This is a genomic window from Burkholderia torrens, from assembly GCF_984668525.1.
In genome coordinates, this window is sequence record NZ_OZ480211.1 from 2,905,249 (window position 1) to 2,930,182 (window position 24,934).

Below are 24,934 nucleotides of genomic sequence, written 5' to 3' on the forward strand. Positions count from 1 at the left end.
TGTTATTGCGCGCTCGAAGCAGCGGCGGCACTCGCGGGCGCGGCGCCCGATGCGGCGGCACCGGAAGCGGCAGCGGCGCCGGAACCGGCGGCAGCCGGCGCGGCGGAGGCAGCGGCGCCCGACGCGGCATCGGCCGCCGGTGCGAGCTGGGCGGGGACCGTCTTCACGGTCGCGCCCGGGCGCACCTTGTCGACGCCCTGGACGATCACGTGATCGCCCGCCTGCAGACCGCTTTCGACGACCCAGTTCGCGCCCTGCATGCCGGTCGTCTTCAGCGGACGCGGCTCGACCTTGTTGCTGGCGTTCACCACCATCGCGATCGCCTGCCCCTTCTGGTCATGCGTGACGCCGATCTGCGGCACCAGGAATGCGTTCTCGTTCACGCCTTCCTCGATCCGTGCGCGCACGAACATCCCCGGCAGCAGCACGCGGCCCGGGTTCGGGAACACCGCGCGGATCGTCACCGAGCCGGTGGTCTGGTCGACCGTCACGTCCGAGAACTGCAGCTTGCCCGCTTCCGAGTAGGTCTTGCCGTCTTCCAGGATCAGCGACACCTTCGCCGCGCCCGGGCCGCTCGTCTTCAGGCGGCCGCTCTGCACGTCCTGGCGCAGCTTCAAACCATCGAGGCTCGACTGCGTGAGGTCGACGTACACCGGATCGAGCTGCTGCACGGTCGACATCAGCGTCGCCTGGCTCGCCTGCACGTACGCGCCCGGCGTCACTTGCGAGATGCCGACGCGGCCCGTGATCGGCGAGACGACATCCGTATAGCCGAGGTTGATCTGCGCGGTGTCGACCGCTGCCTTGCCGGCCGCGACGTCCGCCGCGGCCTGCCCTTGCGTGGCCACTGCGTTGTCGTAGTCCTGCTTGCTGACCGCGTTCGCGGCGACCAGCACCTTGTAGCGCGCGACCAGCGCGTTCTGCGTGACGAGGTTCGCCTGCGCCTTCGCGAGCGTCGCCTTCGCGCTGTTCAGCGCGGCGACGTACGGCGCCGGGTCGATCTTGTACAGACGCTGGCCGGCCTTGACGTCGGTGCCTTCGGTGAATTCACGGCGCAGCACGATGCCGTCGACCCGTGCGCGGACCTGCGCGACGAGGAATGCACTGGTGCGGCCCGGCAGGTCGGTGAAGACCGGTACGGCTTGCGGTTGGACGGTGACGACGCCGACTTCCGGCGTTTGCGGCGGCGGTGCCGATTCTTTTTTCCCGCACGCGGCCAGGAAAACGGCGGCCGTCGCGACAGTGATTAAGCGGTATGGAACCCGTTCGACGCGCATGGAGCGACCTCTGTGTATAACCAATGGAATAAGTGCCGCACCCGACCGGAGCGCAACACGGATGCGCCTCGCGGCGCAGATCGAACACCTGAATTACTGGACTGCCAGATACAGCACGTCGGCACGAGACCTCCATGCCGACGGGGATGCCGCGAACTGCGGACAGGTACTAGGGCGGGAATCAGCAGAGTGGGATATTAACTGATTGCCACTTGGGTCATTCGATCGTAGGGTGGTATTGTATATACATTCACGAATGTATGTAAAAAGCCCGGTTGCGCTCCGCCGACTGTCCAGTCTTACGAATTGTTACCAGTGGCAAGCATAGCCCGTCCGCAAGACGGCTGCGAGGGTTGCAGACCCTATATTCACCTACGACCGATCCATTCAGGCCTGCACATGGTCAGACGTACCAAGGAGGAGGCGCTCGAGACACGCAACAGCATTCTCGACGCCGCCGAGCACGTGTTCTTCGAGAAGGGCGTGTCGCACACGTCGCTCGCGGACATCGCGCAGCACGCCGGCGTGACGCGCGGCGCGATCTACTGGCACTTCGCGAACAAGAGCGAACTGTTCGACGCGATGTTCGACCGCGTGTTTCTGCCGATCGACGAACTGAAGCGGATGCCGCTCGACGCACCGGGCGGCAATCCGCTCGAGAAGATCCGGCAGATCCTGATCTGGTGCCTGCTCGGCGTGCAGCGCGACTCGCAGCTGCGGCGCGTGTTCAGCATCCTGTTCATGAAGTGCGAGTACGTCGCGGACATGGAGCCGCTGCTGCAGCGCAACCGCGCCGGGATGAGCGAGGCGCTGCACATGATCGACGCCGATCTCGCGGTGGCTGTGGGACTCAAGCTGCTGCCCGAGCGGCTCGATACGTGGCGCGCGACGCTGATGCTGCACACGCTCGTCAGCGGCTTCGTGCGCGACATGCTGATGCTGCCCGACGAGATCGACGCCGAGCAGCACGCGGAAAAACTCGTCGACGGCTGCTTCGACATGCTGCGCTACAGCCCGGCGATGCTGAAGGACAGCGACTGACGGCGCGGCGGGGTGTGCTGCCCCGCCCCCGGCTGCCTCGTCAGGCCGCCTTCGCGCGCTGCGCACGGGCCCGCCGGCTCGACGCGGCCACCGAATCGCGCGCCGGCATCGGTGCGCCGGCCAGGCCCGCGATCCACGCGTCCGTCGGCATCACGGCCGCGAAATTCGACTGGAACACCACCGTGTACGCGCGGTGAATCTCCTCGGCGCTCGCCACGCCCGCTTCGTTCTCGTAAGGCAGCGCGCCCGTCGCGTCGGCCAGGTATTCGACCTTCAGCCCCGCATGCGCCGCGTGATAGACCGTCGCCGCATTGCAGTTGTGCGTCATGTAGCCGGCCACCGCGACCGTGTCGATCCCGTGCGCATCGAGCCACGCGGCGAGATCGGTCCCGGCGAACGAACTCGCCAGCGTCTTCTCGATCAGGTGCGCATACGGCCGGCTCGCGACCACCGCGTGCAGCGCGACGCCGTCGGAGCCCGGCGCGAAGATCGGCGCACCGGCCGGCGCGACGTGCTGCACGACGATCACGGGCACACCGGCCGCGTGCGCGGCGTCGATCGCGCGACCGATGTTCGCGAGCGACACGTCGAGCGGCGGATACTCGATCGGCAGGTTGCCCGTCACGTATTCGTTCTGGACGTCGATCACGATCAGCGCACGGCGGGCGGCAGGACTGGAAACGGAAGACGGGACGGCGTTCGCATTCGACATGGCGGGCTCCTGGCTGGGGGCGCGGCCCCGCCCCGGAACGGGGCGGCCAGCGGCGCGATGCGATGCATTGTCGGGCCGCGTCGTTCACGCGGACAGTGGCCCGATAGCCATTCTTCGATAAAATCGGGCCATCGCCATCCCGGAGCCCGTCATGGCCGCTGCCGCGCTGCCCACCCCGCCCGTTCCGACCGTCGTCGCCGTGATCGCGTACGACGGCATCAGCCCGTTCCACCTGTCGGTGCCGTCCGTCGTGTTCGGCAAGGAACGCGACGCGGCCGCGTCGCCCGTGTTCGAGTTTCGCGTCTGCTCGGCCGAACGCGGCCCGCTGTCCACGACGGGCGGCTTCACGATCACCGCGCCGTACGGGCTCGACGCGCTCGACGATGCGGACATCGTGATCGTGCCGGCGTGGCGCGACCCGGACGAAGCGCCGCCCGACGCACTGCTCGACGCGGTCCGTGCGGTCGCCGCGCGCAGTGCACAGCTCGTCGGGCTGTGCCTCGGCGCGTACGTGCTCGCCGCGGCCGGCCTGCTCGACGGCCGCCCGGCCACCACGCACTGGGCGTGGGCCGATGATTTCGCACAACGCTTTCCGCGCGTAAAGCTCGATCCCGACGTGCTGTACGTCGACGACGGCAACCTGATGACATCGGCCGGCACGGCAGCAGGCCTCGATTGCTGCCTGCACGTCGTGCGGCGGCGCTTCGGCTCGGACGCCGCGAACCAGATCGCGCGCCGCCTCGTGATCCCGCCTCACCGCCAGGGCGGCCAGGCCCAGTACGTGCCGCAGCCGGTCGCCGCGCACCCGCGCGATGCGCGGCTCGCGGGCCTGCTCGACTGGGTGCGCGCGCACCTCGACGCCGCGCACAGCGTCGATTCGCTCGCCGAACGCGTGCTGATGAGCCGGCGCACGTTCACGCGCCACTTCCGCCAGGCGACGGGCACGACCGTCACCGCCTGGCTGCAGGCCGAGCGGCTCGCACGCGCGCAGCACCTGCTGGAAACCACCGGACAATCGATCGACGCGATCGCGCAGGCGGCCGGCTACGGGTCGAGCGTGTCGCTGCGCCAGCATTTCGCGGGCGCGCTGGGCACGTCGCCGTCTGCGTATCGAAGGGAATTTCGCGGCACCGGAGCCGGAGCCGACGCCGGCCCGGTGTAACGCCGGCCGCTCAGCCGCCGTTGATCCAGCGCGCGGCGTAAAGCAGCAGCGCGACGATCACGATCATCGCCGCCCAGGCCCAGACCGGCACCGTGCCGGAGCCGCGATGCGGGAGCGCGCTGGCCGCGCGCCCCGTCAGCGCGCCGCCCAGGTGCGGCGGCAGCGCACGCTTCGTCGCGGCCATCAGCGACGCGGGCCGCAGGAACACATGCTGGCGGCGCTGCGCGGCCGAGCGCGCACGATTCGGCGCGAGACCGTGCTTGGCCTGCACGACCGCGCAGAACTCGCGGAAGAAATCGTCGGTCCATTCGCGCAGCGCGTTGTCGATCTGCCGCCCCGGCAACTCGGCAAGCGGCCCGCTCGCCGTCGCCCAGACCACGTACTCGATGCGCGTGGCGTTCACGTCGTCATCCGGCATCAGCACGAGCTCGACCTGGCCGCGCAGCGCGCCGAGGCCGTCGGCGCGCGCCTTGAAGTTGAGCACGCGGCGCGGCCGCCCTTGCGCATCACCCTGCTCGGCGGCGACGTGAACGCGCACGTCGTAGCGCGCGCGCAGCGGGCCGAGCGGTACCGTGATCGTCAGCGCGAACTCGCCGTGCGCAAGCTTCACGAACGATTCGCAATGGTCGAAGCTGGCGCGCAGCAGCGCGAGATCCTCGAACGCCTCCTGCACGACAGGTGGCGCGAGCGCGACGCGTAACGTGTCGTTCAATTCCATGACGCCTCCCCGATGAACGCGCGCCGCATCAGGACGTCTCGACGAGACTGTCGATCCGTGCGACATCGAAAGCGACGTAGTGCGCAAGCACGGCCGCCGCCTCCCGCGGTTCCTCGTAACTCCATGCGGCGTTCTCGATCACGCCGTCTTCCGTCTGCAGGTCGAAATGCACGGCCTGCCCCCTGAACGGGCACGCGCTCGTGAAACCCGACTTCACGAGCCGACGCATGTTGACGTCGCCGCGCGGCAGGTAGTGGATGTCCGGCAGTCCCGTTTCGCGCACGGTCAATGCACCGTGCGAATCGGCGTACGTGATGCCGCGATGGATCACGCGAACGCGATGGCGGTTCGGCACGATTTCGAGTCGAGGGTCGGCTGCATCGGACATCGTTTCTCCTTCGGGCGGCCCGGCAGGCAAACCGGGCGCAGGAAACGAAAAAGCCACGGCATGGGTGCCGTGGCTTTCATTATGGGCGAAACTTCGTCCGATTGCGCGACCGGGGCCCGGGCCGCGCGCGGCGGGCTACTGCGCGCTCCACTGGAACGCGGCTTTCGCGCCGCCCTTCGCGCCGACGGTGACGGTGCGCGCCTCATCGTTGCCCTGGTACGTCGCATGCACCGTATAGCGACCCGGCGGCACCTGCACGAGCATGTACGGGCCGCGCGCATCGGTCTTCAGCACTTCGGCGCCCTTGCCGTCAACGATCCGCACCTGGACGTCGGCCAGGAACTCGCCGCCCTTGCCGGTAAAGCGCAGCGCCAGCGGCCACTTCGCCTCGTTGCGCTGGAACGCCGTCGATTCGTCCTGCCCGACGCCGCCGGACACGAAGGTGACATCGCCCTGCTGGCGCGCGGCGGGCAAGCCGTCCGACTGCGCGTACGCGCCGGTCGCACCGGCTGCGAGGCCGGCGGCCAGCGCCGCGGCGACGGCAAATCGGGACACGTTGCGTAGATATTGCATGGCTCTCTCCTTGGGGTCGGAACACATACGGGCGCTGCGTCACGCGGTCGAGCGGCGGCGGCGCCTGCCACGGCCGGCCGGGCCGGCCGTCGGCTGTACCGGTCAGCTCAGGTCGACCGGCACGAAGATCTGCGCATTATCGCGCTGGATCAGAAGAGCAAGACTGTTGCCCGCGCCCTTGACCGCGTCGCGCAACTGCTCTGGGCTCGTGACCGGGCGGCCGTTGACCGCGAGAATCACGTCGCCGGGCTGGATGCCCGCATTGGCGGCCGGGCCACCGGCCTGCTGCACGATCAGCCCGTGCGACAGGTTGGCGGCACTGCGCTCCTGCGGCGACAGCGGACGCACCGCGACACCCAGGCGGCCTTGCTCGACCGGCCCGCCGTCGTTCGACGCGAGCTTCGCATCGGCCATCGCGCCGAGCGTCACGCTGAGCGACTTCTTCGACTTGTCGCGCCAGATCTGCAGGTCGGCCTTCGAACCGGGCTTCAGGTTCGCGATCTGCGCGGGCAGCGACGTCGAATCGGCGACAGGCGAACCGTTGACCGACAGGATCACGTCGCCCGGCTGCAGGCCGGCCTTCGCGGCCGGACCGTTCGGATCGACCGAGCTGACGAGCGCGCCGTCCGGCTTCTGCAGCCCGAACGAACTCGCGAGCGTCTGGTTCAGCCCCTGCACGGCGACGCCGAGGCGGCCGCGGCTCACGTGGCCCGTCTTCACGAGCTCGTCCTTGACCTTGATCGCCTCGTTGATCGGGATCGCGAACGACAGGCCCTGGAAGCCGCCCGTCTGCGAGTAGATCATCGAGTTGATGCCGATCACCTCACCCTGCAGGTTGAACAGCGGCCCGCCCGAGTTGCCGGGGTTCACCGGCACGTCGGTCTGGATGAACGGCGTGTAGTTCTCGTCCGGCAGCGCGCGCGACTTCGCGCTGATGATGCCCGACGTGACCGTGTTGTCGAAGCCGTACGGCGAGCCGATCGCGACGACCCACTGGCCGACCTTGCTCTGTGCCGGATCGCCGATCTTCACGGTCGGCAGGCCGCTCGCGTCGATCTTCAGCACGGCGACGTCGGACTGCTTGTCGGAGCCGACGACCTTCGCCTTGTATTCGCGCTTGTCGGTCAGCTTGACCGTGACGACGTTCGCGCCGTCGATCACGTGCGCATTGGTGAGGATGTACCCGTCCGGACTGACGATGAAGCCCGACCCGAGGCTCGCGCTCGGCTGGTCGTCCGGCTGCGCGTCGCCGCCCATGCCCGGCACCTGGCCGTAGAAGTGCTTGAAGAACTGGTAGAACGGGTCGCTCGGGTCGATCGGCAGCTGCGGCTGCTGCACGCGCCGCGACACCTGCTTCACGACGTGCTTCGCGCTGATGTTCACGACGGCCGGGCCGTAAGTCTCGACGAGCCCGGAGAAATCGGGGATGCCGGTCTTCGCGGCCGCTTCGGCCGGCATCAGCGCGGCCTGCGCGGGCGTGATGATCTGCGGATCGGCGCGGCGGGTACCGGCGAAATAACCGGCTGACAGGGCGGCCGCCACGGCGACCGCGACGGTGCCGCGCGCAAGGAATCGGGTGTTCATCGTAGGACCTCCTCTTTGTTAGGACGCAGCGTAACGACGCTGACTTAAAGGAGGCTTAATCAGCCTTAAGCGGGGCTTAAGCGGCCGCCCGGCGGCACGCTTCACGCGGATTCGGACGGCTGCGGCGCCTCGGCCGGCATCTCGGCGTCGCGGAACACGACGCTGACGAGCAGGCCGCCCGCCGCCGCGTCGCCGAGCGACACCGTCGCGCCCTGCTGGGCCGCGACGCGCTTGACGATCGCGAGCCCGAGCCCGCTGCCCGCGACGTCGGTGCGTGCCCGCGCGGAGCTGTCGCGGTAGAAGCGGTCGAACACGCGCTCGCGCTCGTCGGCCGGGATGCCGGGCCCGCTGTCGCCGATCTGGACGCAGGCGCGGCCGGCCGCGTCGCGGGTCAGCGACACGTCGATGCGCCCGCCGTCCGGCGTGTACTTCACCGCGTTGTCGAGCAGGTTGCCGAACATCACGCGCAGCGCGCCGACGTCCGCGACGACGCTCGCCGCGCGCGTCTCCTCGAAACCGAGATCGATGTCGCGCCGCTGCGCGAGCGGCGCGTGCGCGGCCACGCATTCGGCGAGCAGCGTCTGCAGGTCGACCGGTTCGCGCATCGTCGCGCCGTCCGGTTCGGCGCGCGCGAGCGCGAGCAGCTGCTCGGTGAGGCGCGTCGCGCGCGACACGCCGTCCAGGAGATCCGCAACCGCCTCGCGGCGCGACGCGTCGTCCTTCGCGCGGGCGACGAGCTGCGCCTGGATCTGCACGGCCGCGAGCGGCGTGCGCAGTTCGTGCGCGGCGTCGGCGACGAAGGCCTTCTGCGTATCGAGCGCGGCCGACAGCCGCGCGAGCAGCCCGTTCAGCGCACGTACGAGCGGCTGCACCTCGAGCGGCAGGCGCGCGTCGGGCAGCGAATCGAGCGCCTCCGGCCGGCGCGCCTCGACCGCGCGCGTCACGCGGCCGAGCGGCGCGAGCCCGCGCCCGACGATCACCCAGACAGCCGCGCCGAGAAACGGCAGCAGCACGATCAACGGCCACAGCGTGCGCAGCGCGACGTTCGCCGCGAGCCGGTTGCGCACCGACAGCGGCTGCGCGAGCTGCACGACGTTGTCGCCGACGATCGCGCCGTACACGCGCCATTCGCCGCGATCGGTGCGCTCGGTCGAGAAGCCGAGTTCCGCGCGCGGCGCGATCGGCGCACGCGGATGCGAGAAATACATCAGCACGCCGTTGCGGTTCCAGATCTGGATCACGATGCCTTCGTCGCCGTTGGTGCGCGAGCCGAACACCTGCGAGAACGGCTCCGACGGCAGCGCCGCGGCGATTTCCTGCAGCTGGTAGTCGAACAGTTCGTTCGCTTCCGCGAGCGCCTGCCGGTAGATGAGCCAGCCCGCGATGCCCACGCCCGCGACGACGATCGCGAGCAGCCAGATCAGCAATTGATGACGAATCGACCTCACGCGTCAGCTTTCCTTGACGACCATGTAGCCGAGCCCGCGCACGTTGCGGATCAGGTCCGAGCCGAGCTTCTTGCGCAGCGCGTGGATGTAGACCTCGACCGTGTTGCTGCCGATCTCCTCGCCCCAGCCGTACATCTTCTCCTCGAGCTGGCTCTTCGACAGCACCGCGCCCGGCCGCGCGAGCAGCGCCTCGAGCAGCGCGAACTCGCGCGCGGACAGCGCGACGGGCACGCCGTCGAGCGTCACCTGGTGCGAAGCGGGGTCGAGCGTCAGCGCGCCGTGGCGGATCAGCGATTCGCTGCGCCCGGCCTGGCGGCGGATCAGCGCGCGCATCCGCGCGCCGAGTTCATCGAGGTCGAACGGCTTGACGAGGTAGTCGTCGGCGCCCGCGTCGAGCCCCTTCACGCGGTCGGCAATGGCGTCGCGCGCGGTGACGATCAGCACGGGCAGCGACAGCCCGCGCGCGCGCAGCGTGCGCAGCACGTCGACGCCGTCGCGCTTCGGCAGGCCGAGATCGAGCAGCAGCAGGTCGTACGTCTCGCCGCCGAGCGCCGTGAGCGCCGCGTCGCCGTCCTGCACCCAGTCGACCGCAAAGCCGTCCGAGCGCAGCGCCTTGCGCACGCCTTCGGCAATCATTCGATCATCTTCGACAAGCAGTATCCGCATCGGGACTGGCATCCATGGGGCGAGTCAAACACGCCGACCATTGTAGCGCCGCGAATCGCGTGCGCGGCACCCTGCAATGCAACAGTAAGGCGGGTTGCAAGGGGCCTGCGCGGACTTGTCTCTACAATGTGCGCTTCGGCGCCGCCGCGCGCCCTGCCCGAGCCCCTGCTTCTCCCGTATTCGCCCATGCCGATTTCCGATCTTTCCGTCCGGTTCGCCCCCCGCGCCCGCCTGTGCCTGCGCGCAGCCGCCGTCGTCGCCACCTGCACGGCCCTCGCGTTCGCACCGTCCGCGCAGGCCCGCAAGCATTCCCCCAAGGGAGCGCGCAAGACCGCCGTCGTATCGCCCGCCGCGCGTGCGGCCGGCCTGCCGGCGTCCGTGCTCGTCGCGCTGCAGCGCGCGAAGGTGCCGGCCTCGGCGATGAGCGTCGTCGTCGAGCGCGTTGGCGATCCCGAACCGCTGATCGCGTGGAATGCGAGCCGGCCGATGCTGCCGGCCTCGACGATGAAGCTCGTGACGACCTTCTCGGGCCTGTCGATCCTCGGCCCCGACTACCGCTGGCGCACGACCGCGTACACGGACGGCACCATTGACCCCGACGGCACGCTGCAGGGCAACCTGTACATCAAGGGCACCGGCGATCCGAAGCTCGTGCCCGAAGAGCTGATCGACCTCGTCGACAAGCTCCGCAAGGCCGGCGTCAAGCGCGTGGCCGGCGGCCTCGTGCTCGACAAGAGCTATTTTGCGGCGTCGACGCGCGACCTGCCGTCGTTCGACGACGATGCCAGCGCGCCGTACAACGTCGGCCCCGATCCGCTGCTCTACGCGTTCAAGGCCGTATCGTTCACGGTCACGCCGGGTGAAGACGGCAAGGTGGCCGTCGACGTGCTGCCGCCGCTCGCGAACCTGTCGATCGACAACCAGCTCGTCGAAGGCTCGGGCTCGTGCAGCGCGGCCGCCGCGGCCGCGCGCCCGACGCTGTCGGCCGGCGGCGGGATCATGACGGCCTCGTTCGCGGGCGACTATCCGCTGCGCTGCGGCGCGCACACGACCAACCTCGCGATCCTCGATCACACGACGTTCTTCGCGCGCGGCTTCCTCGCGCTGTGGCAGCAGGACGGCGGCACGATCGCAGGGCCCGTGAGCGAAGGCAAGGTGCCGACCACCGCGCGGCCCCTCGCCGTGCATCACAGCCCGGTGCTCGGCAGCATCGTCTACGACATCAACAAGTTCAGCAACAACGTGATGGCGCGCAACCTGTTCCTGACGATCGGTGCGGTGAGCGGCAAGCCGCCCGCGACGCCCGAACAGTCGAGCCGCGCGATCCAGGCATTCCTGCAGAAGAACGGCATCGCGATGCCCGATCTCGTGCTCGAGAACGGCTCGGGCCTGTCGCGCGAAGAACACGTGAGCGCGCTGTCGCTCGCCGCGCTGCTGCAGGCCGCGAACGCGAGCCCCGTCGCGCAGACCTTCGTCGATTCGCTGCCGATCGCCGGCATCGACGGCACGATGAAGAACCGCCTCACCAACGCCGGCGTGCTCGGCAACGCGCACATCAAGACCGGCACGCTGCGCGACGTGCGCGCGATCGCGGGCTATGTCGGCGGCGCCGACGGCCAGAGCTACATCGTCGTCAGCTTCATCAACAACGATCACGCGGAAGGCGCGCGCGCCGCGCACGACACGCTGCTCGAGTGGATCTACGCGGGCGCGCACTGACGCGCCGCACCCCGCGCATCGGGTCGCCCTCTCGGGCGGCCCGAGCCGTTTTCCGCCGCTCCGAACACGGAATTTCGCCCTCCCCGGTTTGAAACGCCTCCGCCGCCGGCGCGCGACGCGCCGTGCGCCAATCGCGCCCGTAAAACAGGGCCGCACCGCCGGGCCCCGCGCCGCGAGGCTTCCGTAGAAACCCTGTCCTCAGAGGGAACCCTCTACGCTGCCCCCTCGCCTAGCGCGTGGCGATTGCGTAGGCTGTTGGCCTGACCGATATCTACAACGGGCCATACGCCCGGCCTCATGGCTTGCAGGGGAAAGAAGGAGACACGCCCATGCGATTCGACGTCGAATTGCTTCTGCTCGCGCTGGCGCCCGTCTTCCTGCTCTGCATCGCGTGGGAGGCCTGGCACCTCGCCCGCACCCGTGCGCAGGACCATCTCTATGCGTGGCGCGACACGCTGTGCAATGCGGCGCTCGCGCTGATGCACCAGGGCGCCGACAAGATCGCATGGCTGTTCGTGATCCCCGTCTACGCGTACTGCTACCAGCACTATCGCCTGTTCACGTGGCACGACAGCTGGCTGTCGTTCGCGGTGCTGTTCGTCGCCCAGGACTTCCTCTACTACGTGTTCCATCGCGCGAGCCATCGCGTGCGCTGGCTGTGGGCCGCGCACGTCGTGCACCACTCGTCCGAGCGGATGAATTTCTCGACCGCGTTCCGCCAGAGCCTGATGTACCCCGTCGCGGGCATGTGGGTGTTCTGGCTGCCGCTCGCGTTCGCCGGCTTTCCGCCGCAACAGGTCGTCGGCATCGTGCTGATCAACCTCGCGTTCCAGTTCTTCGTGCACACGCAGGCGATCGGCAAGCTCGGCTGGCTCGAATACGTGCTGAACACGCCGTCGATCCACCGCGCACACCATGCACGCAACGCACGCTACATCGACCGCAATTACGCAGGCGTCCTGGTGATCTGGGACCGCCTGTTCGGCAGCTATGTCGAAGAAACGCCCGACGACCCGCCGCAGTACGGGATCGTCGAGCGGCTCGGCTCGAACAACCCGCTCGTCGCGACGTTCCACGAGTGGGTGTCGATGGCGTCCGACGCGTTGCGCGTCGACGGATGGCGCAACAAGCTGCGCGCGATTTTCGGCCCGCCCGAATGGGCGAGCGCTTATCATGCGCAGATTGCCGAGGCCGCGAACCAGGACCCGCGCACCGTGCCGATGGCGGCTGCGCGTAACCAATAAACCGTTTCAGCCAACGGCCGCCGCGCAGCCCGGAACCGAGCAGGCACGCGGCAGATGAGAAACACATCAGGCCATATCAACGAGGAGATCGAACGATGCAGACACAACAACACGCACCTTCCCGCACCCGTCAGCGCATGCTGCGCACCGCGCAGGCCGCGATCGCCGGCGCCGCGCTCGCGCTGCTCGCCGCGTGCGGCGGCGGTGACGACAACAACAGCAGCAGCGCATCGAACACGCCGCCGTCGGGCGTGAAGATGCAGATCGTGTCGTTCGGCGACAGCCTGTCCGACGCGGGCACCTACTCGCAGATCAAGCTCGGCTTCGGCGGCGGCCGCTTCACGACCAACCCGGGCCAGGTGTGGACGCAGAACGTCGCGCAGTACTACGGCGACACGCTGCAGCCCGCGAACCAGGGCGGCTTCGGCATCCCGCTGCAGGCCACCGGCGGCCTCGGCTACGCACAAGGCGGCTCGCGCGTGACGCTGCAGCCGGGCATCGGCCACGCGGACGCCAGCGTGCCGAACGCCGACTACGCGCAGGCCACGACGACGCCGATCGCCGACCAGGTCAAGCAGTACATATCGCAGCACGGCAGCTTCAACGCCGGCCAGATCGTGCTGGTCAACGGCGGCGCGAACGACATCTTCTACCAGGCGCAGGTCGCGCAGGCACAAGGCAACACGCCGGCCGCGCAGCTCGCGGCCGCACAGGCGATCGGCCTGGCCGCACAGCAGCTCGGCGGCATCGTCCAGCAGATCGTCGCGGCCGGCGCGACGCACGTATTCGTCGCGAACGTGCCGGACATCGGCGGCACGCCGCTCGCACTGCAGGGCGGCACGCAGGCTGCGTTCACGCAACTGTCGGGCCTGTTCAACAAGACGCTCGTCGGCACGCTCGCCGCGCTGAAGGTCGACCCGACGAAGTATGCGGTGGTCGATGTGTTCACGTGGCAGGACGGCATCGCGGCCAACTACCAGGCGAACGGTTTCAGCGTGTCGAACACCGACACCGCCTGCAACCTGAAGGCAATGGTCCAGGCCGCCACGCAGTACGGCGTCGCGAACGCAACCGCATTCGGCTCGTCGCTGTTCTGCTCGCCGCAGACCTACACGGTCGCGAACGCGGACCAGACCTACATGTTCGCCGACACGGTCCACCCGACGACGCACCTGCACGCACTGTTCGCGCAGTTCGTCGAACAGCAGATCGCGAAGTCCGGCGTCGGCAAGTAAGCGGCCGGCCACGCGCCCAAACGAAAACGCCCGACCGGTTCGCCGGTCGGGCGTTTTTCATGCGTGAAGCGAAACGGACGTCAGTCGCGCGCTTCGAACGCGGCCGCCGCGCGGCCGAGGCGATCGTTGACCGCGATCCATTCGACGGTCTCGGGCAGTTTCTCGACGAGGATGCGTGCGACTTGCGCACGATCGAGCGCGCGCAGCATCCCGTACAGGTCGCGTGCATAGGCTTGCGGATCTTCCGGCGCCGCGACGAAATGCACGCCGTCGGCCTGCGCCCAGTGCCCCGCGCGCGATGCACGGGCGACGAGCGCAACGCGTTCGCCATCGGTTTGCGCAGCCGCGAGCAGCGGTCCGAGCGCATCGAACGGCAGCAATGCGAGCGGCGTGCGCGGCGCGTAATGCGCTTTCAGCGTGCCCGACGCGCGCGGTGCCGTTGCATCGCTGCCGTCCGGCAGCTGTGGCGCGCGGCCAAGCACGTCGGCGATCTGTTGCGGCGTCACGTGGCCCGGGCGCAGCAGCGCCGGGAAGCCGCGCGACAGGTCGAGGATCGTCGATTCGATGCCGACTTCGGATGCGCCGCCGTCGAGCACGTGCACGGTGTCGCCGAATTCGTCGCGCACGTGCTGCGCGGTCGTCGGGCTCACGTGGCCGAACCGGTTCGCGGACGGCGCCGCCACCCCGCCGTGGCCGCCGCGCCGCGCGCTGAATGCGGCCAGCAGCGCCTGCGCGACCGGATGCGACGGACAGCGCAGCCCGACCGAATCCTGCCCGCCGCTCACGGCGTCCGGGATGCGTGCATGGCGCTTCAGGATCAGCGTCAGCGGGCCCGGCCAGAATGCGTCGATCAACGCGTGCGCGTCGGGCGGCAGGTCGTCGGCCCAATAGCCGGGATCGCCGCCCGGCGGCAGATGCACGATCACCGGATGGTTCGCGGGCCGCCCTTTCGCCGCGTAGATGCGCGCGACGGCTTCGGGGTTCGCTGCATCGCCGCCGAGCCCGTAGACGGTCTCGGTCGGGAACGCGACGAGCTGCCCCGCGTCGAGCAGCGCGGCGGCCGCGTCGATCTGGGCAAGCGTCACGGACTTCGGGAGATCGATGGGCATCGGCCGGCGCCTCAGTCGAGCGGCACGCGCAGCAGCTGCGCGCACGCGGTGGCGGCGGCAACGGCTTCGTCGCGCGTCTCGGCCGTGAAGTTCACGTGGCCCATCTTGCGGCCGACCCGTGCGTCTTCCTTGCCGTACAGGTGCAGGTGCGCAGCCGGCATCGCGGCGACCGTGTCCCACGGCGGCGTGACGGCATCGGCCGCTGCCCCGTTGGGGAACCACACGTCGCCGAGGATGTTCAGCATCGCGGCCGGCGAATGCTGGCGCGGGTTGCCGAGCGGCATGCGCGTCATCGCGCGCACCTGCTGCTCGAACTGGCTCGTTGCGCACGCATCGACCGTGTAGTGGCCGGAGTTGTGCGGGCGCGGCGCCATTTCGTTCGCGACGAACGAGCCGTCTTCCAGCACGAAGAATTCGACGCACAGCACGCCGACGTAGCCGAGCGTATCGGCGATCCGCACGGCAGCCTGCTGCGCCTCTGCGACGCGCGCGGCATCGGCGGCCGGCGCCGGCACGACCGTCAGCGCGAGGATGCCGTTGTGGTGCACGTTCTGCGCGAGCGGGAACGCGGCCGAGCGGCCGTCCGCGCCGCGCGCGATCAGCGCCGACACTTCGTATTTCAGCGGCAGGCGCTTCTCGAGCACGCAGGGCACGCCGCCGAGCGCCGCATGGGCGTCGCGCGCTTCCTGCGCGGTGCTCACCCGCACCTGGCCCTTGCCGTCGTAGCCGAGGCGCGCCGTCTTCAGGATGCCCGGCAGCACCGCGCCGAGCGCGGCATCGTCGAGCGCGGCGAGCGCCGCCGACGATTCGATCACGACGTGCGGCGCGACGGGCACGCCCGACGCCTCGATGAAGCGCTTCTCCGCGATCCGGTCCTGCGCGACCGCGACGCAGCGGCCGGCCGGCGCGACGAACGTCGTGCGCGCGAGGAAATCGAGGCTCGCGGCCGGCACGTTCTCGAACTCCGTCGACACCGCGTCGCACAGATCGGCCAGTTCGGCGAGCGCGGCTTCGTCGTCGTACGCCGCGCGCAGGTGGCGGTCGGCGACCGCGCCGGCGGGGCTCGTCGGATCGGGGTCGAGCACGGCGACGCGATAGCCCATCGACTGGGCGGCAAAGCAGAACATGCGGCCGAGCTGGCCACCGCCGACCATGCCCAGCCACGCGCCGGGCAGGATCGGGGAAACGGAATCAGGAGTTGCGGTCATGTCAGTGGTCGGTCGCGGCGGAACGCGGAAATGCCCGCCGCAGTGGGAAAATCCGGCGCCGGCCGCGTCGCGCGGCCGCGCGCCATGCCGTCATTCCAGCGGCGGCAGCACCATCGCGTGCGCGGCTTCGTTCTGGCGCACGCGGAACGCGGCGAGCCGGTTCGCATAGTCGACCGAATGGCCGGACAGGATCGACACGGCGAACAGCGCGGCATTCGCGGCGCCGGCCTCGCCGATCGCGAACGTCGCAACGGGCACGCCCTTCGGCATCTGCACGATCGAATGGAGCGAATCGACGCCCTTCAGGTACTTGCTCGCGACCGGCACGCCGAGCACGGGCACCGTGGTCTTCGCGGCCAGCATGCCGGGCAGGTGCGCGGCGCCGCCGGCGCCCGCGATGATCGCCCGCAGCCCGCGCTCGCGCGCCTTCTCCGCATAGTCGAACATCTCGTCGGGCATCCGGTGCGCGGACACGACCTTCGCTTCGTACGGTACGCCGAATTCCTGCAGGATCGCGACCGCGTGCTTCATCACGTCCCAGTCGGAACTCGAACCCATCAGCACGCCGACGAGCGGCGCACTGTGCGTGTGGGCAGTCTGGACTTCGCTCATTGTTCCTTTCCTCGATCAGGCAAGCGACTGGCCGGTGATGCGCTCGAGCGCTTCCTGGTACTTCGCGGCCGTCTTCTCGACGACGTCGGCCGGCAGCGCCGGCGCCGGCGCCGTCTTGCCCCACGGCTGCGCCTCGAGCCAGTCGCGCACGAACTGCTTGTCGAACGACGGCGGGTTCGTGCCGACTTCGTACTGGTCGGCCGGCCAGAAGCGCGACGAATCGGCCGTCAGCGCTTCGTCCATCAGGTACAGCTTGCCGTGGTTGTCGAGGCCGAATTCGAACTTCGTGTCGGCGATGATGATGCCGCGCGTCGCCGCGTAGTCGGCCGCTTCCTTGTACAGCTTGATCGAGATGTCGCGGATCGTCGCGGCCAGCTCGGTGCCGATGCGGCGCTCGGTTTCCTCGAACGTGATGTTCTCGTCGTGCTCGCCCATCTCGGCCTTCGCGGCCGGCGTGAAGATCGGCTCGGGCAGCTTCTGCGCGTTCTGCAGGCCTTCCGGCAGCTGCACGCCGCACACGGCGCCCGACGCCTGGTATTCCTTCCAGCCGCTGCCGGCCAGGTAGCCGCGCACGACCGCTTCGATCATGATCGGCTCGAGGCGCTTGACGACCACGCCGCGGCCCTTCACCTGCTCGACCTCGTCGGCCGCGACGACCGCTTCCGGCGCGTCGCCCGTCAGGTGGTTCGGCACGATGTGCGCGAGCTTGTCGAACCAGAAGTTCGCCATCTGGTTCAGCACGCGGCCCTTGTTCGGAATCGGCTCGCCCATCACCACGTCGAATGCCGACAGACGGTCGGTCGTGACGATCAGGAGCTTGTCGTTGCCGACCGCGTAGTTATCGCGGACCTTGCCGCGACCGAGGAGCGGCAGCGAGCGGAGCGTGGATTCGTAAAGGGTAGACATCGTCTTTTCGCAGATAAGGAGCCAAACAAAAAGGGAAACGCCGTTCCCCGCGGCAGGCGGGAACGGCGGTCTTGCAATACGTCGGCGAACCGGTGGGCGACAACGCCCGGCGGTTGCCGGCCGGCCCTTGTTCGGCCGGACGGAACGGCTGCCGGGGCCGGATCAGATCCGGCAACCGGGCGGCCAGCCCCGGCCTTGCGGCGGGGGCAATCGTACTACAGTCTCAGCGCACGACCTGCGCGAGCGCGCCGGACTTGTACTGCTCGGCGATCTTGTCGAGCGATACCGGCTTGATCTTGCCGGCCTGGCCTTCGCAGCCGAACGCGAGGTAACGGTCGACGCAAACCTGCTTCGCCGCTTCGCGCGCGGGCTTCAGGTAGTCGCGCGGATCGAACTTGCCCGGGTTCTCGAACAGGTAGCGGCGGATCGCGCCGGTGATCGCGAGACGCAGGTCGGTGTCGATGTTGATCTTGCGCACGCCGTGCTTGATGCCTTCCTGGATTTCCTCGACCGGCACGCCGTAGGTTTCCTTCATGTCGCCGCCGAATTCGCGGATCTCGGCCAGCAGCTCCTGCGGCACCGACGACGAACCGTGCATCACGAGGTGCGTGTTCGGGATGCGCGCGTGGATTTCCTTGATGCGCTGGATCGACAGGATGTCGCCCGTCGGCTTCTTCGAGAACTTGTACGCACCGTGCGACGTGCCGATCGCGATCGCGAGCGCGTCGCACTGCGTGAGCTTCACGAAGTCGGCGGCCTGCTCCGGATCGGTCAGCAGCTGCTCGCGGGTCATCGTGCCTTCCGCGCCGTGGCCGTCTTCCTTGTCGCCCTTCATCGTCTCGAGCGAGCCGAGCACGCCGAGTTCGGCTTCGACCGTCACGCCGATCGAGTGCGCCATCTCGACGACCTTGCGCGACACGTCGACGTTGTACTCGTACGACGCGACCGTCTTGCCGTCGGCTTCGAGCGAACCGTCCATCATCACGCTCGTGAAGCCGCTGCGGATCGCGGCCGTGCAGACTGCCGGCGACTGGCCGTGATCCTGGTGCATCACGACCGGGATGTGCGGGTACGACTCGACGGCTGCTTCGATCAGGTGGCGCAGGAACGGCTCGCCCGCGTACTTACGCGCGCCGGCCGATGCCTGCATGATCACGGGCGCGCCGACCTGGTCCGCCGCCGCCATGATCGCCTGGACCTGCTCCAGGTTGTTCACGTTGAAGGCCGGCAGGCCGTAACCGTGCTCTGCCGCGTGGTCCAGCAATTGACGCATTGATACGAGAGGCATTGTGGAACTCCTTGGAATGAAAACCGGTGCGCCCTGACGCCGGCGCGGCAGCCGGCCCCGATTGGACCGGGGCGGCGCGGCGCGGCTGAGCGTCGAATAGCCGCATTTTATCGCGAAGCGCCTCCGATTCCGACCGCCCCGTGGCGCCCGCTCGCAATTTGTTACGTTCGCACGGCACAATGCGGGCAAAAAAGAGAAAAAAAGCCGCGCGGGGCTTCGGACCCCACGCGGCTTTCGGGTAAAAAACGGTGCCGGATCGATTTTCAGCCGATCCGGACGGACGGTCACGAGGCCGGCCCGATGCCCGGCCGGCGCTCGACTCAATAGTGCTCGCCCACCCGCACGATCTTCAGCGTGTTCGTGCCGCCCGCCTGCCCCATCGGCTCGCCGACCGTCAGCACGACCATGTCGCCGTGCTGCACGTAGCCCTGCTTGACGACGATCTCGAGCGCTGCCTGCAGCGCCGAATCGCGGTCGCTGTTGAAGTCGACGTGCAGCGGCGTCACGTTGCGGTACAGCGCCATCGTGCGTTCGCTGCCGACGCGCGGCGTCAGCGCGAAGATCGGCACGTGCGTGTAGTGACGCGACATCCACAGCGCGGTCGCGCCCGATTCGGTCAGCGCGATGATGGCCTTCGCGCCGAGGTGGTACGCGGTGAACAGCGCGCCCATCGCGATCGACTGGTCGATTCGCGTGAACGTGCGGTCGAGGAAATCCTTGTCGAGTTCGACCTCTTCGGACTTTTCCGCTTCGACGCAGACGGCCGCCATCGTCTCGATCGTGACGACTGGGTACTTGCCGGCGGCCGTCTCGGCCGACAGCATCACCGCGTCGGTGCCGTCGAGCACCGCGTTCGCGACGTCCGACACTTCCGCGCGGGTCGGCACGGGGGCGTGGATCATCGACTCCATCATCTGCGTCGCGGTGATCACGAGCTTGTTCGACTCGCGCGCCATCCGGATCATCCGCTTCTGCAGCGCCGGCACGGCCGCGTTGCCCACTTCCACCGCGAGGTCGCCGCGCGCGACCATGATGCCGTCGGACGCGTCGAGGATGCTCTGCAGCGCCGGGATCGCTTCCGCGCGCTCGATCTTCGCGATCATCTTCGGCTTGATGCCGTACGGCGCGCCCGCGATGTTCGCGAGCTGGCGCGCCATTTCCATGTCGGTCGCGTTCTTCGGGAACGACACTGCCACCAGATCCGCGCCGAGCGACATCGCGGTGCGGATGTCTTCCATGTCCTTCGCGGTCAGCGCCGGCGCCGACAGGCCGCCGCCCTGGCGGTTGATCCCCTTGTTGTTCGACAGCTCGCCGCCCACCTTGACGATCGTGTGGATCTCGTCGCCGAGCACGCGCTCGACGGTCAGCACGATCAGGCCGTCGTTCAGCAGCAGCAGGTCGCCCGGCCGCAGGTCGCGCGGCAGTTCCTTGTAGTCGAGGCCGACGCGCTCGTCGTTGCCGAGTTCGCAGGCGGCGTCGAGGATGAACGGCTGCCCCGGCACGAGCGTGGTCTTGCCGTTCTCGAACTTGCCGACGCGGATCTTCGGGCCCTGGAGGTCGGCCATGATCGCGATCTCGCGGCCAACCTTGCGGGCGGCCTCGCGCACCATCTCGGCGCGCTGGCGGTGATCGTCGGCCGTGCCGTGCGAAAAATTGAGCCGCACGACGTCGAGGCCCGCCTGCATCATCTGCAGCAGAATCTCCGGCGAACTGGAAGCCGGGCCGATCGTGGCGACTATCTTGGTGGCGCGCTGCATGAAACTCCTCATCTGGATCAAGGTGGATGCGCTGGGTGAAACGCTGCGAGAGCCGGAAGCGGCGGGCCCAGCGGCGGCCGTTCCGGGGGGCGTGCCGGTGCTTGCGCCCGGCATCGCTTTGTTCTGAATCTCGTGGTGCTGGTCGGCCGCGTCGCCGGCGGCCGCCGGTGCGCGCGGGGCGGTGTTCGCCCGCGCGGGCGCGCGTTTGCGCTTGCCCGCGCCGGCCGGCTGCTCCGCTTTCGCGGAGCGCGCGGCCTTCGTCACCCCTGCGCGCGCCGCCACGCTCAGGCCGCCCGCGTTTCGAGCACTTCCACCGCCGGCAGCTTCTTCCCTTCGAGGAACTCGAGGAAGGCGCCGCCGCCCGTCGAGATGTAGCTGACCTGGTCGTGGATGCCGTACTTCGCGATGGCCGCGAGCGTGTCGCCGCCGCCCGCGATCGAGAACGCGGACGATTTGGCGATCGCGTCGGCGAGCGTCCTGGTGCCGTTGCCGAACTGGTCGAACTCGAACACGCCGACCGGGCCGTTCCACACGATCGTGCCGGCCTTCTCGAGCTGGCTCGCAAGCGCCTTGGCGGTATCCGGGCCGATGTCGAGGATCATGTCGTCCGCTTCGATGTCGGCGACCTGCTTCACCGTGGCCACGGCCGTCGGCGAGAATTCCTTCGCGGTGACGACGTCGGTCGGGATCGGCACCGACGCGCCGCGCTCGCGCGCTTCGTCGATGATCGCCTTCGCCTCGTTGACGAGGTCGGCTTCCGCGAGCGACTTGCCGATCGACAGGCCGGCCGCGAGCATGAACGTGTTCGCGATGCCGCCGCCGACGATCAGCTGGTCGACCTTGCCGGCCAGCGACTTCAGGATGGTCAGCTTGGTCGACACCTTCGAGCCCGCGACGATCGCCACCAGCGGGCGCGCCGGGTTGCCGAGCGCCTTGCCGAGCGCGTCGAGTTCGGCGGCCAGCAGCGGGCCCGCGCATGCGACCGGCGCGTACTTCGCGATCCCGTGGGTGGTCGCTTCCGCGCGGTGCGCGGTGCCGAACGCGTCGTTCACGTACACGTCGCAGAGCTTCGCCATCTTCTGGGCGAGCTCGTCCGAGTTCTTCTTCTCGCCCTTGTTGACGCGGCAGTTCTCGAGCAGCACGACCTGGCCCGGCGCGACGTTCACGCCGTTCTCGACCCAGTTCGACACCAGCGGCACGTCACGGCCGAGCAATTCGGCGAGGCGCTTCGCGACCGGTGCGAGCGAGTCTTCCGGCTTGAATTCGCCTTCGGTCGGACGGCCGAGGTGCGACGTGACCATCACGGCCGCGCCGGCGTCGAGCGCGGCCTGGATGGCCGGCACGGACGCACGCACGCGCGTGTCTTCGGTGATGTTGCCCTGGTCGTCCTGCGGGACGTTCAGGTCGGCGCGGATGAACACCCGCTTGCCGGCGAGCTGGCCGGCGGCGATCAGGTCGGTAAGACGCTTGACTTGGCTCATGTTGGACAAATTGAAGTAGTGGATGGGGAAAGGGGGTTCACGCTGGACGTGCGCGGGCTGCCGCGAAGGGGCGCCGGATGCGGCCGTGGCTGGCGGTTCGCATGACGCGCACGGGTAAAAAATCTCGAACGGGCATTCTAGCCGATCCACCCGGCAGACTGACCCGCAGGCGGCGAATTCCGCCTATTTGGGATCGCACGCGGCAGCGGACACGTTGCCGCAGCGCAGCAATACATGAGCGCGAGCGGCCGGCGCCCGGCCAGCCGGAGCGGCGGCTCATCAGAAGACCAGGCGCAGCGCGGTGAACACGAGCATCCCGACGACGATCGTGCCGAGCATGCTGCGCCGCCACAAGAACCAGCCGAGGCCGGCGAGCGCTGCGTAGAACGGATGGTTGGACAACGCGAACGACAGCCCGGCCGGCGTTTCGAGCACGTCGGGCAGCACGACGGCGACCAGCGCGGCCGCCGGCGCGTAGCGCAGCGCGCGCTGCGCGCGTTCGGGCAGCACGGTGCGCTCGCCGCCGATCAGGAACAGGGCGCGCGTGACGGCCGTGACGACCGTCATCCCGATGATGACGATCCAGATCTCCGTCGCGCTCATTCCACTTCCTTTTCGTGCACGGTTTCGGTGCGGATGCGCCGCCAGTCGGCCCGTTCGACGAAGAAGTCGGCCGTACAGCCGGCCGCGAGCGCGGCGAGCACCGCGAGCGGCAGCGCAAGCCGGTACGGCAGGTCGAACGCGATCAGCGACACGATGCCCGCGACGGCAACGGCCGCGAGCGTCGAGCGGTTCGCGACCGCCGACACCATGATCGGGATCAGCGCGAGCGTGCCGGCCAGTTCCAGCCCCCAGCTCGCGGGGAAGAAGCTCGCGAGCAGGATGCCGGCGAGCGACGACACCTGCCACGATGCCCAGCTCGCGAGCGCCATCCCCCAGAAATACGCTTCCTTGCCCGGCACGTGGCCGTAGGCAAAGCCCTGTTTCTGGAACAGCAGGTAGATCACGTCGCCGTTGAAATAGCCGATCGCGAGGCGCCGCCACAGCGGCAGGTAGGAAAAATGGGGCGCCAGCCCGGCGCTGAAGATCACGAAGCGCATGTTGACCATCGCGGCCGTGAGCAGCACGGTCCAGATCGGCAGCTTCGCCGCGAGGAGCGGCAGCACCGCGAGCTGCGACGAGCCCGCGTAGACGAAGATCGACATCGCACTCGCCTGCCCGAGCGTCATGACCGACTTGCTCATCGCGATGCCGGTGACGAGGCCCCAGGACAGGATCGCCATCAATGTCGGGGAATAGTCGCGCGCGCCCTGGATCAGCGCGAAGCGGTCGGTGGCGGACAATCGAGCGAGCATCGGAAAGCGGGCCGCAGCGGGCGGTTCGTCGGGGCGCCGGCGCCTCCTGCCGGTACGTCCCGTCGTTATTGGAATCGGTACCGGACGATTATAGCGCCGCCCCTGTGCCGACCGACCGGATCGCCGCCAAATGACGCTAAAATAAGCGTCTTTCCGGCTCAACGCTGCATACAACCGCATCCCAGGAGAAATCTATGTCAATGGCCGACCGCGACGGCAAGATCTGGATGGACGGCAAGCTGATCGACTGGCGCGACGCCAAGATCCACGTCCTGACCCACACGCTGCACTACGGCATGGGCGTCTTCGAGGGCGTGCGCGCGTACAAGGCGGCCGACGGCAGCACCTCGATCTTCCGCCTGCGCGAGCACACGAAACGTCTGCTGAATTCGGCGAAGATCTTCCAGATGGACGTGCCGTTCGACCGCGAGACGCTCGAAGCCGCGCAGCTCGCGGTCGTGCGCGAGAACAAGCTCGACTCGGGCTACCTGCGCCCGATCATCTGGGTCGGCTCGGAAAAGCTCGGCGTGGCCGCGAAAGGCAACACGATCCACGTCGCGATCGCCGCGTGGCCGTGGGGCGCATACCTCGGCGAAGACGGCCTCGCGAAGGGCATCCGCGTGAAGACGTCGTCGTTCACGCGCCACCACGTGAACGTGTCGATGGTGCGTGCGAAGGCATCGGGCTGGTACGTGAACTCGATCCTGGCGAACCAGGAAGCGACCGCCGACGGCTACGACGAAGCGCTGCTGCTCGACGTCGACGGCTACGTGTCGGAAGGCTCGGGCGAGAACTTCTTCCTCGTGAACAACGGCAAGCTGTACACGCCCGACCTGTCGTCGTGCCTCGACGGCATCACGCGCGACACGGTCATCACGATCGCGAAGGACGCCGGCATCGAGGTCATCGAGAAGCGCATCACGCGCGACGAGGTCTACACGGCCGACGAGGCGTTCTTCACCGGCACGGCCGCTGAAGTCACGCCGATTCGCGAGCTCGACAACCGCACGATCGGCAGCGGCGCGCGCGGCCCCGTCACGGAAAAGCTCCAGTCGGCGTTTTTCGATATCGTGTCGGACAAGAACGCGAAGTACGCGCACTGGCTGACGAAGGTCTGAGCGCGCCGCGCCACCGACCGCCCCACAAAAGAGTGATAAGAGAAAGTCTCATGAGTGAAATCAAGGAAATGCCGCTGGTCGAGCTGACGGCCAAGGATCTTCCCGCCTACTGCCCGAACCCGGCCATGGCGCGCTGGAGCGCCCATCCGCGCGTCTTCATCGACGTGTCGCACGGCGAAGCGCGCTGCCCGTACTGCGGTACGCGCTACAAGCTGCGCGACGGCGAGGTCGTCAAGGGCCACTGAGCCCGGGCGGCCGGGCCCGCGGGCCCGCCGACTCGCAAGGCGGCGCAGCCGGACCTCCGGCGCGCCGCCCTTCTCCATTCTGGCAACC

General features: G+C 68.7%; 25 protein-coding genes. 8 read left to right on the forward strand and 17 right to left on the reverse strand.

Annotated elements, in window-relative coordinates:
• Positions 1-2: 2 nt before the first annotated feature.
• On the reverse strand, positions 3-1,277 hold the full coding sequence (locus AC5LXX_RS13455; RefSeq protein WP_493409759.1) for an efflux RND transporter periplasmic adaptor subunit: 1,275 nt from the start codon (positions 1,275-1,277) through the stop codon (positions 3-5).
• A 399-nt stretch (positions 1,278-1,676) separates the two neighbouring features.
• On the opposite strand from AC5LXX_RS13455, the gene AC5LXX_RS13460 reads away from it, so the two are divergent.
• Positions 1,677-2,318 (forward strand): TetR family transcriptional regulator, encoded by a 642-nt coding sequence (locus AC5LXX_RS13460; RefSeq protein ID WP_322083195.1) that lies wholly within the window; start codon positions 1,677-1,679, stop codon positions 2,316-2,318.
• A 40-nt stretch (positions 2,319-2,358) separates the two neighbouring features.
• Here AC5LXX_RS13460 and AC5LXX_RS13465 read toward each other — a convergent pair whose 3' ends face one another.
• Positions 2,359-3,030, reverse strand: coding sequence for a cysteine hydrolase family protein (locus AC5LXX_RS13465; RefSeq protein ID WP_493409760.1), 672 nt, complete (start codon positions 3,028-3,030; stop codon positions 2,359-2,361).
• A 151-nt stretch (positions 3,031-3,181) separates the two neighbouring features.
• Between AC5LXX_RS13465 and AC5LXX_RS13470 the strand changes: the two genes are divergently transcribed.
• Positions 3,182-4,192 carry a helix-turn-helix domain-containing protein gene (locus tag AC5LXX_RS13470; RefSeq protein WP_493409761.1) on the forward strand — a complete coding sequence of 337 codons (1,011 nt, stop codon included), beginning with the start codon at positions 3,182-3,184 and terminating at the stop codon, positions 4,190-4,192.
• Positions 4,193-4,202: 10 nt separating this feature from the next.
• Here AC5LXX_RS13470 and AC5LXX_RS13475 read toward each other — a convergent pair whose 3' ends face one another.
• The 6 genes from AC5LXX_RS13475 to AC5LXX_RS13500 form a co-directional block, all read right to left on the reverse strand.
• Complete coding sequence (locus AC5LXX_RS13475; protein ID WP_493409762.1) at positions 4,203-4,910, reverse strand: SRPBCC family protein; 708 nt, start codon at positions 4,908-4,910, stop codon at positions 4,203-4,205.
• Positions 4,911-4,938: 28 nt separating this feature from the next.
• Complete coding sequence (locus AC5LXX_RS13480) at positions 4,939-5,298, reverse strand: DUF427 domain-containing protein (protein WP_493409763.1); 360 nt, start codon at positions 5,296-5,298, stop codon at positions 4,939-4,941.
• 135 nt (positions 5,299-5,433) lie between these two features.
• Positions 5,434-5,871, reverse strand: a complete 438-nt coding sequence (locus AC5LXX_RS13485; protein WP_493409764.1) for a carboxypeptidase regulatory-like domain-containing protein — start codon at positions 5,869-5,871, stop codon at positions 5,434-5,436.
• A 102-nt stretch (positions 5,872-5,973) separates the two neighbouring features.
• Complete coding sequence (locus AC5LXX_RS13490) at positions 5,974-7,455, reverse strand: DegQ family serine endoprotease (protein WP_493401476.1); 1,482 nt, start codon at positions 7,453-7,455, stop codon at positions 5,974-5,976.
• A gap of 101 nt (positions 7,456-7,556) precedes the next feature.
• The gene (locus AC5LXX_RS13495) at positions 7,557-8,903 is read right to left on the reverse strand and encodes an ATP-binding protein (RefSeq protein WP_493409765.1); all 1,347 of its coding nucleotides are present in this window, start codon (positions 8,901-8,903) and stop codon (positions 7,557-7,559) included.
• Positions 8,904-8,906: 3 nt separating this feature from the next.
• Positions 8,907-9,569, reverse strand: a complete 663-nt coding sequence (locus tag AC5LXX_RS13500) for a response regulator (RefSeq protein WP_124453804.1) — start codon at positions 9,567-9,569, stop codon at positions 8,907-8,909.
• A gap of 186 nt (positions 9,570-9,755) precedes the next feature.
• Here AC5LXX_RS13500 and dacB point away from each other — a divergent pair, with 186 nt between their 5' ends.
• From dacB to AC5LXX_RS13515, 3 genes are all read left to right on the forward strand, one after another.
• On the forward strand, positions 9,756-11,288 hold the full coding sequence (gene dacB / locus AC5LXX_RS13505) for a D-alanyl-D-alanine carboxypeptidase/D-alanyl-D-alanine endopeptidase (RefSeq protein WP_493409766.1): 1,533 nt from the start codon (positions 9,756-9,758) through the stop codon (positions 11,286-11,288).
• A gap of 329 nt (positions 11,289-11,617) precedes the next feature.
• Complete coding sequence (locus tag AC5LXX_RS13510) at positions 11,618-12,532, forward strand: sterol desaturase family protein (protein ID WP_493409767.1); 915 nt, start codon at positions 11,618-11,620, stop codon at positions 12,530-12,532.
• Positions 12,533-12,627: 95 nt separating this feature from the next.
• Positions 12,628-13,767: an SGNH/GDSL hydrolase family protein gene (locus AC5LXX_RS13515; protein WP_493409768.1), complete on the forward strand. Its 1,140-nt coding sequence runs from the start codon at positions 12,628-12,630 to the stop codon at positions 13,765-13,767.
• Positions 13,768-13,847: 80 nt separating this feature from the next.
• On the opposite strand, the gene AC5LXX_RS13520 is transcribed toward AC5LXX_RS13515, so the two are convergent.
• From AC5LXX_RS13520 to pyk, 6 genes are all read right to left on the reverse strand, one after another.
• Positions 13,848-14,876: an L-threonylcarbamoyladenylate synthase gene (locus AC5LXX_RS13520; protein WP_493409769.1), complete on the reverse strand. Its 1,029-nt coding sequence runs from the start codon at positions 14,874-14,876 to the stop codon at positions 13,848-13,850.
• 11 nt (positions 14,877-14,887) lie between these two features.
• Positions 14,888-16,084, reverse strand: coding sequence for a 5-(carboxyamino)imidazole ribonucleotide synthase (locus tag AC5LXX_RS13525; protein WP_493409770.1), 1,197 nt, complete (start codon positions 16,082-16,084; stop codon positions 14,888-14,890).
• Between the two features lie 90 nt (positions 16,085-16,174).
• Entirely contained in the window at positions 16,175-16,696 is a 522-nt protein-coding gene (gene purE / locus AC5LXX_RS13530) for a 5-(carboxyamino)imidazole ribonucleotide mutase (RefSeq protein ID WP_069257477.1), read from the reverse strand.
• A 15-nt stretch (positions 16,697-16,711) separates the two neighbouring features.
• A complete protein-coding gene (locus tag AC5LXX_RS13535; RefSeq protein ID WP_175032501.1) occupies positions 16,712-17,602 on the reverse strand; it encodes a phosphoribosylaminoimidazolesuccinocarboxamide synthase in 891 nt (296 codons plus the stop codon).
• A gap of 223 nt (positions 17,603-17,825) precedes the next feature.
• Positions 17,826-18,890 carry a class II fructose-bisphosphate aldolase gene (fba, locus tag AC5LXX_RS13540; protein WP_050014549.1) on the reverse strand — a complete coding sequence of 355 codons (1,065 nt, stop codon included), beginning with the start codon at positions 18,888-18,890 and terminating at the stop codon, positions 17,826-17,828.
• 320 nt (positions 18,891-19,210) lie between these two features.
• A complete protein-coding gene (gene pyk / locus AC5LXX_RS13545; protein ID WP_124453793.1) occupies positions 19,211-20,647 on the reverse strand; it encodes a pyruvate kinase in 1,437 nt (478 codons plus the stop codon).
• Between pyk and AC5LXX_RS13550 the strand changes: the two genes are divergently transcribed.
• Positions 20,646-20,774 (forward strand): hypothetical protein, encoded by a 129-nt coding sequence (locus tag AC5LXX_RS13550; protein ID WP_021164118.1) that lies wholly within the window; start codon positions 20,646-20,648, stop codon positions 20,772-20,774. The genes pyk and AC5LXX_RS13550 overlap by 2 nt on opposite strands.
• A 157-nt stretch (positions 20,775-20,931) precedes the next feature.
• Here AC5LXX_RS13550 and AC5LXX_RS13555 read toward each other — a convergent pair whose 3' ends face one another.
• The 3 genes from AC5LXX_RS13555 to AC5LXX_RS13565 all read right to left on the reverse strand — a co-directional run bounded on the left by AC5LXX_RS13555 (position 20,932) and on the right by AC5LXX_RS13565 (position 23,483).
• The gene (locus tag AC5LXX_RS13555) at positions 20,932-22,128 is read right to left on the reverse strand and encodes a phosphoglycerate kinase (protein WP_124453791.1); all 1,197 of its coding nucleotides are present in this window, start codon (positions 22,126-22,128) and stop codon (positions 20,932-20,934) included.
• A 279-nt stretch (positions 22,129-22,407) separates the two neighbouring features.
• Positions 22,408-22,731 (reverse strand): AzlD domain-containing protein, encoded by a 324-nt coding sequence (locus AC5LXX_RS13560; RefSeq protein ID WP_322083202.1) that lies wholly within the window; start codon positions 22,729-22,731, stop codon positions 22,408-22,410.
• Positions 22,728-23,483 (reverse strand): AzlC family ABC transporter permease, encoded by a 756-nt coding sequence (locus tag AC5LXX_RS13565; RefSeq protein ID WP_493409771.1) that lies wholly within the window; start codon positions 23,481-23,483, stop codon positions 22,728-22,730. Before AC5LXX_RS13565 ends, AC5LXX_RS13560 begins: the two co-directional genes overlap by 4 nt.
• A 194-nt stretch (positions 23,484-23,677) precedes the next feature.
• Between AC5LXX_RS13565 and AC5LXX_RS13570 the strand changes: the two genes are divergently transcribed.
• Complete coding sequence (locus tag AC5LXX_RS13570; RefSeq protein WP_493409772.1) at positions 23,678-24,601, forward strand: branched-chain amino acid transaminase; 924 nt, start codon at positions 23,678-23,680, stop codon at positions 24,599-24,601.
• 50 nt (positions 24,602-24,651) lie between these two features.
• Positions 24,652-24,846, forward strand: coding sequence for a zinc-finger domain-containing protein (locus tag AC5LXX_RS13575; protein WP_006749970.1), 195 nt, complete (start codon positions 24,652-24,654; stop codon positions 24,844-24,846).
• Positions 24,847-24,934 lie beyond the last annotated feature (88 nt).

Bases quoted from the DNA above. Each gene is read 5' to 3' on its own strand.
- AC5LXX_RS13510 (WP_493409767.1), top strand. From the start codon at position 11,618: ATGCGATTCGACGTCGAATTGCTTCTGCTCGCGCTGGCGCCCGTCTTC.
- AC5LXX_RS13455 (WP_493409759.1), bottom strand. From the start codon at position 1,277: ATGCGCGTCGAACGGGTTCCATACCGCTTAATCACTGTCGCGACGGCC.
- pyk (WP_124453793.1), bottom strand. From the start codon at position 20,647: ATGCAGCGCGCCACCAAGATAGTCGCCACGATCGGCCCGGCTTCCAGT.
- AC5LXX_RS13570 (WP_493409772.1), top strand. From the start codon at position 23,678: ATGTCAATGGCCGACCGCGACGGCAAGATCTGGATGGACGGCAAGCTG.
- AC5LXX_RS13490 (WP_493401476.1), bottom strand. From the start codon at position 7,455: ATGAACACCCGATTCCTTGCGCGCGGCACCGTCGCGGTCGCCGTGGCG.
- AC5LXX_RS13575 (WP_006749970.1), top strand. From the start codon at position 24,652: ATGAGTGAAATCAAGGAAATGCCGCTGGTCGAGCTGACGGCCAAGGAT.
- AC5LXX_RS13480 (WP_493409763.1), bottom strand. From the start codon at position 5,298: ATGTCCGATGCAGCCGACCCTCGACTCGAAATCGTGCCGAACCGCCAT.
- AC5LXX_RS13460 (WP_322083195.1), top strand. From the start codon at position 1,677: ATGGTCAGACGTACCAAGGAGGAGGCGCTCGAGACACGCAACAGCATT.
- AC5LXX_RS13565 (WP_493409771.1), bottom strand. From the start codon at position 23,483: ATGCTCGCTCGATTGTCCGCCACCGACCGCTTCGCGCTGATCCAGGGC.
- AC5LXX_RS13555 (WP_124453791.1), bottom strand. From the start codon at position 22,128: ATGAGCCAAGTCAAGCGTCTTACCGACCTGATCGCCGCCGGCCAGCTC.
- fba (WP_050014549.1), bottom strand. From the start codon at position 18,890: ATGCCTCTCGTATCAATGCGTCAATTGCTGGACCACGCGGCAGAGCAC.
- purE (WP_069257477.1), bottom strand. From the start codon at position 16,696: ATGAGCGAAGTCCAGACTGCCCACACGCACAGTGCGCCGCTCGTCGGC.
- AC5LXX_RS13475 (WP_493409762.1), bottom strand. From the start codon at position 4,910: ATGGAATTGAACGACACGTTACGCGTCGCGCTCGCGCCACCTGTCGTG.
- AC5LXX_RS13550 (WP_021164118.1), top strand. From the start codon at position 20,646: ATGAAACTCCTCATCTGGATCAAGGTGGATGCGCTGGGTGAAACGCTG.
- AC5LXX_RS13520 (WP_493409769.1), bottom strand. From the start codon at position 14,876: ATGCCCATCGATCTCCCGAAGTCCGTGACGCTTGCCCAGATCGACGCG.
- AC5LXX_RS13485 (WP_493409764.1), bottom strand. From the start codon at position 5,871: ATGCAATATCTACGCAACGTGTCCCGATTTGCCGTCGCCGCGGCGCTG.
- AC5LXX_RS13525 (WP_493409770.1), bottom strand. From the start codon at position 16,084: ATGACCGCAACTCCTGATTCCGTTTCCCCGATCCTGCCCGGCGCGTGG.
- AC5LXX_RS13535 (WP_175032501.1), bottom strand. From the start codon at position 17,602: ATGTCTACCCTTTACGAATCCACGCTCCGCTCGCTGCCGCTCCTCGGT.
- AC5LXX_RS13465 (WP_493409760.1), bottom strand. From the start codon at position 3,030: ATGTCGAATGCGAACGCCGTCCCGTCTTCCGTTTCCAGTCCTGCCGCC.
- AC5LXX_RS13515 (WP_493409768.1), top strand. From the start codon at position 12,628: ATGCAGACACAACAACACGCACCTTCCCGCACCCGTCAGCGCATGCTG.
- AC5LXX_RS13560 (WP_322083202.1), bottom strand. From the start codon at position 22,731: ATGAGCGCGACGGAGATCTGGATCGTCATCATCGGGATGACGGTCGTC.
- dacB (WP_493409766.1), top strand. From the start codon at position 9,756: ATGCCGATTTCCGATCTTTCCGTCCGGTTCGCCCCCCGCGCCCGCCTG.
- AC5LXX_RS13500 (WP_124453804.1), bottom strand. From the start codon at position 9,569: ATGCGGATACTGCTTGTCGAAGATGATCGAATGATTGCCGAAGGCGTG.
- AC5LXX_RS13470 (WP_493409761.1), top strand. From the start codon at position 3,182: ATGGCCGCTGCCGCGCTGCCCACCCCGCCCGTTCCGACCGTCGTCGCC.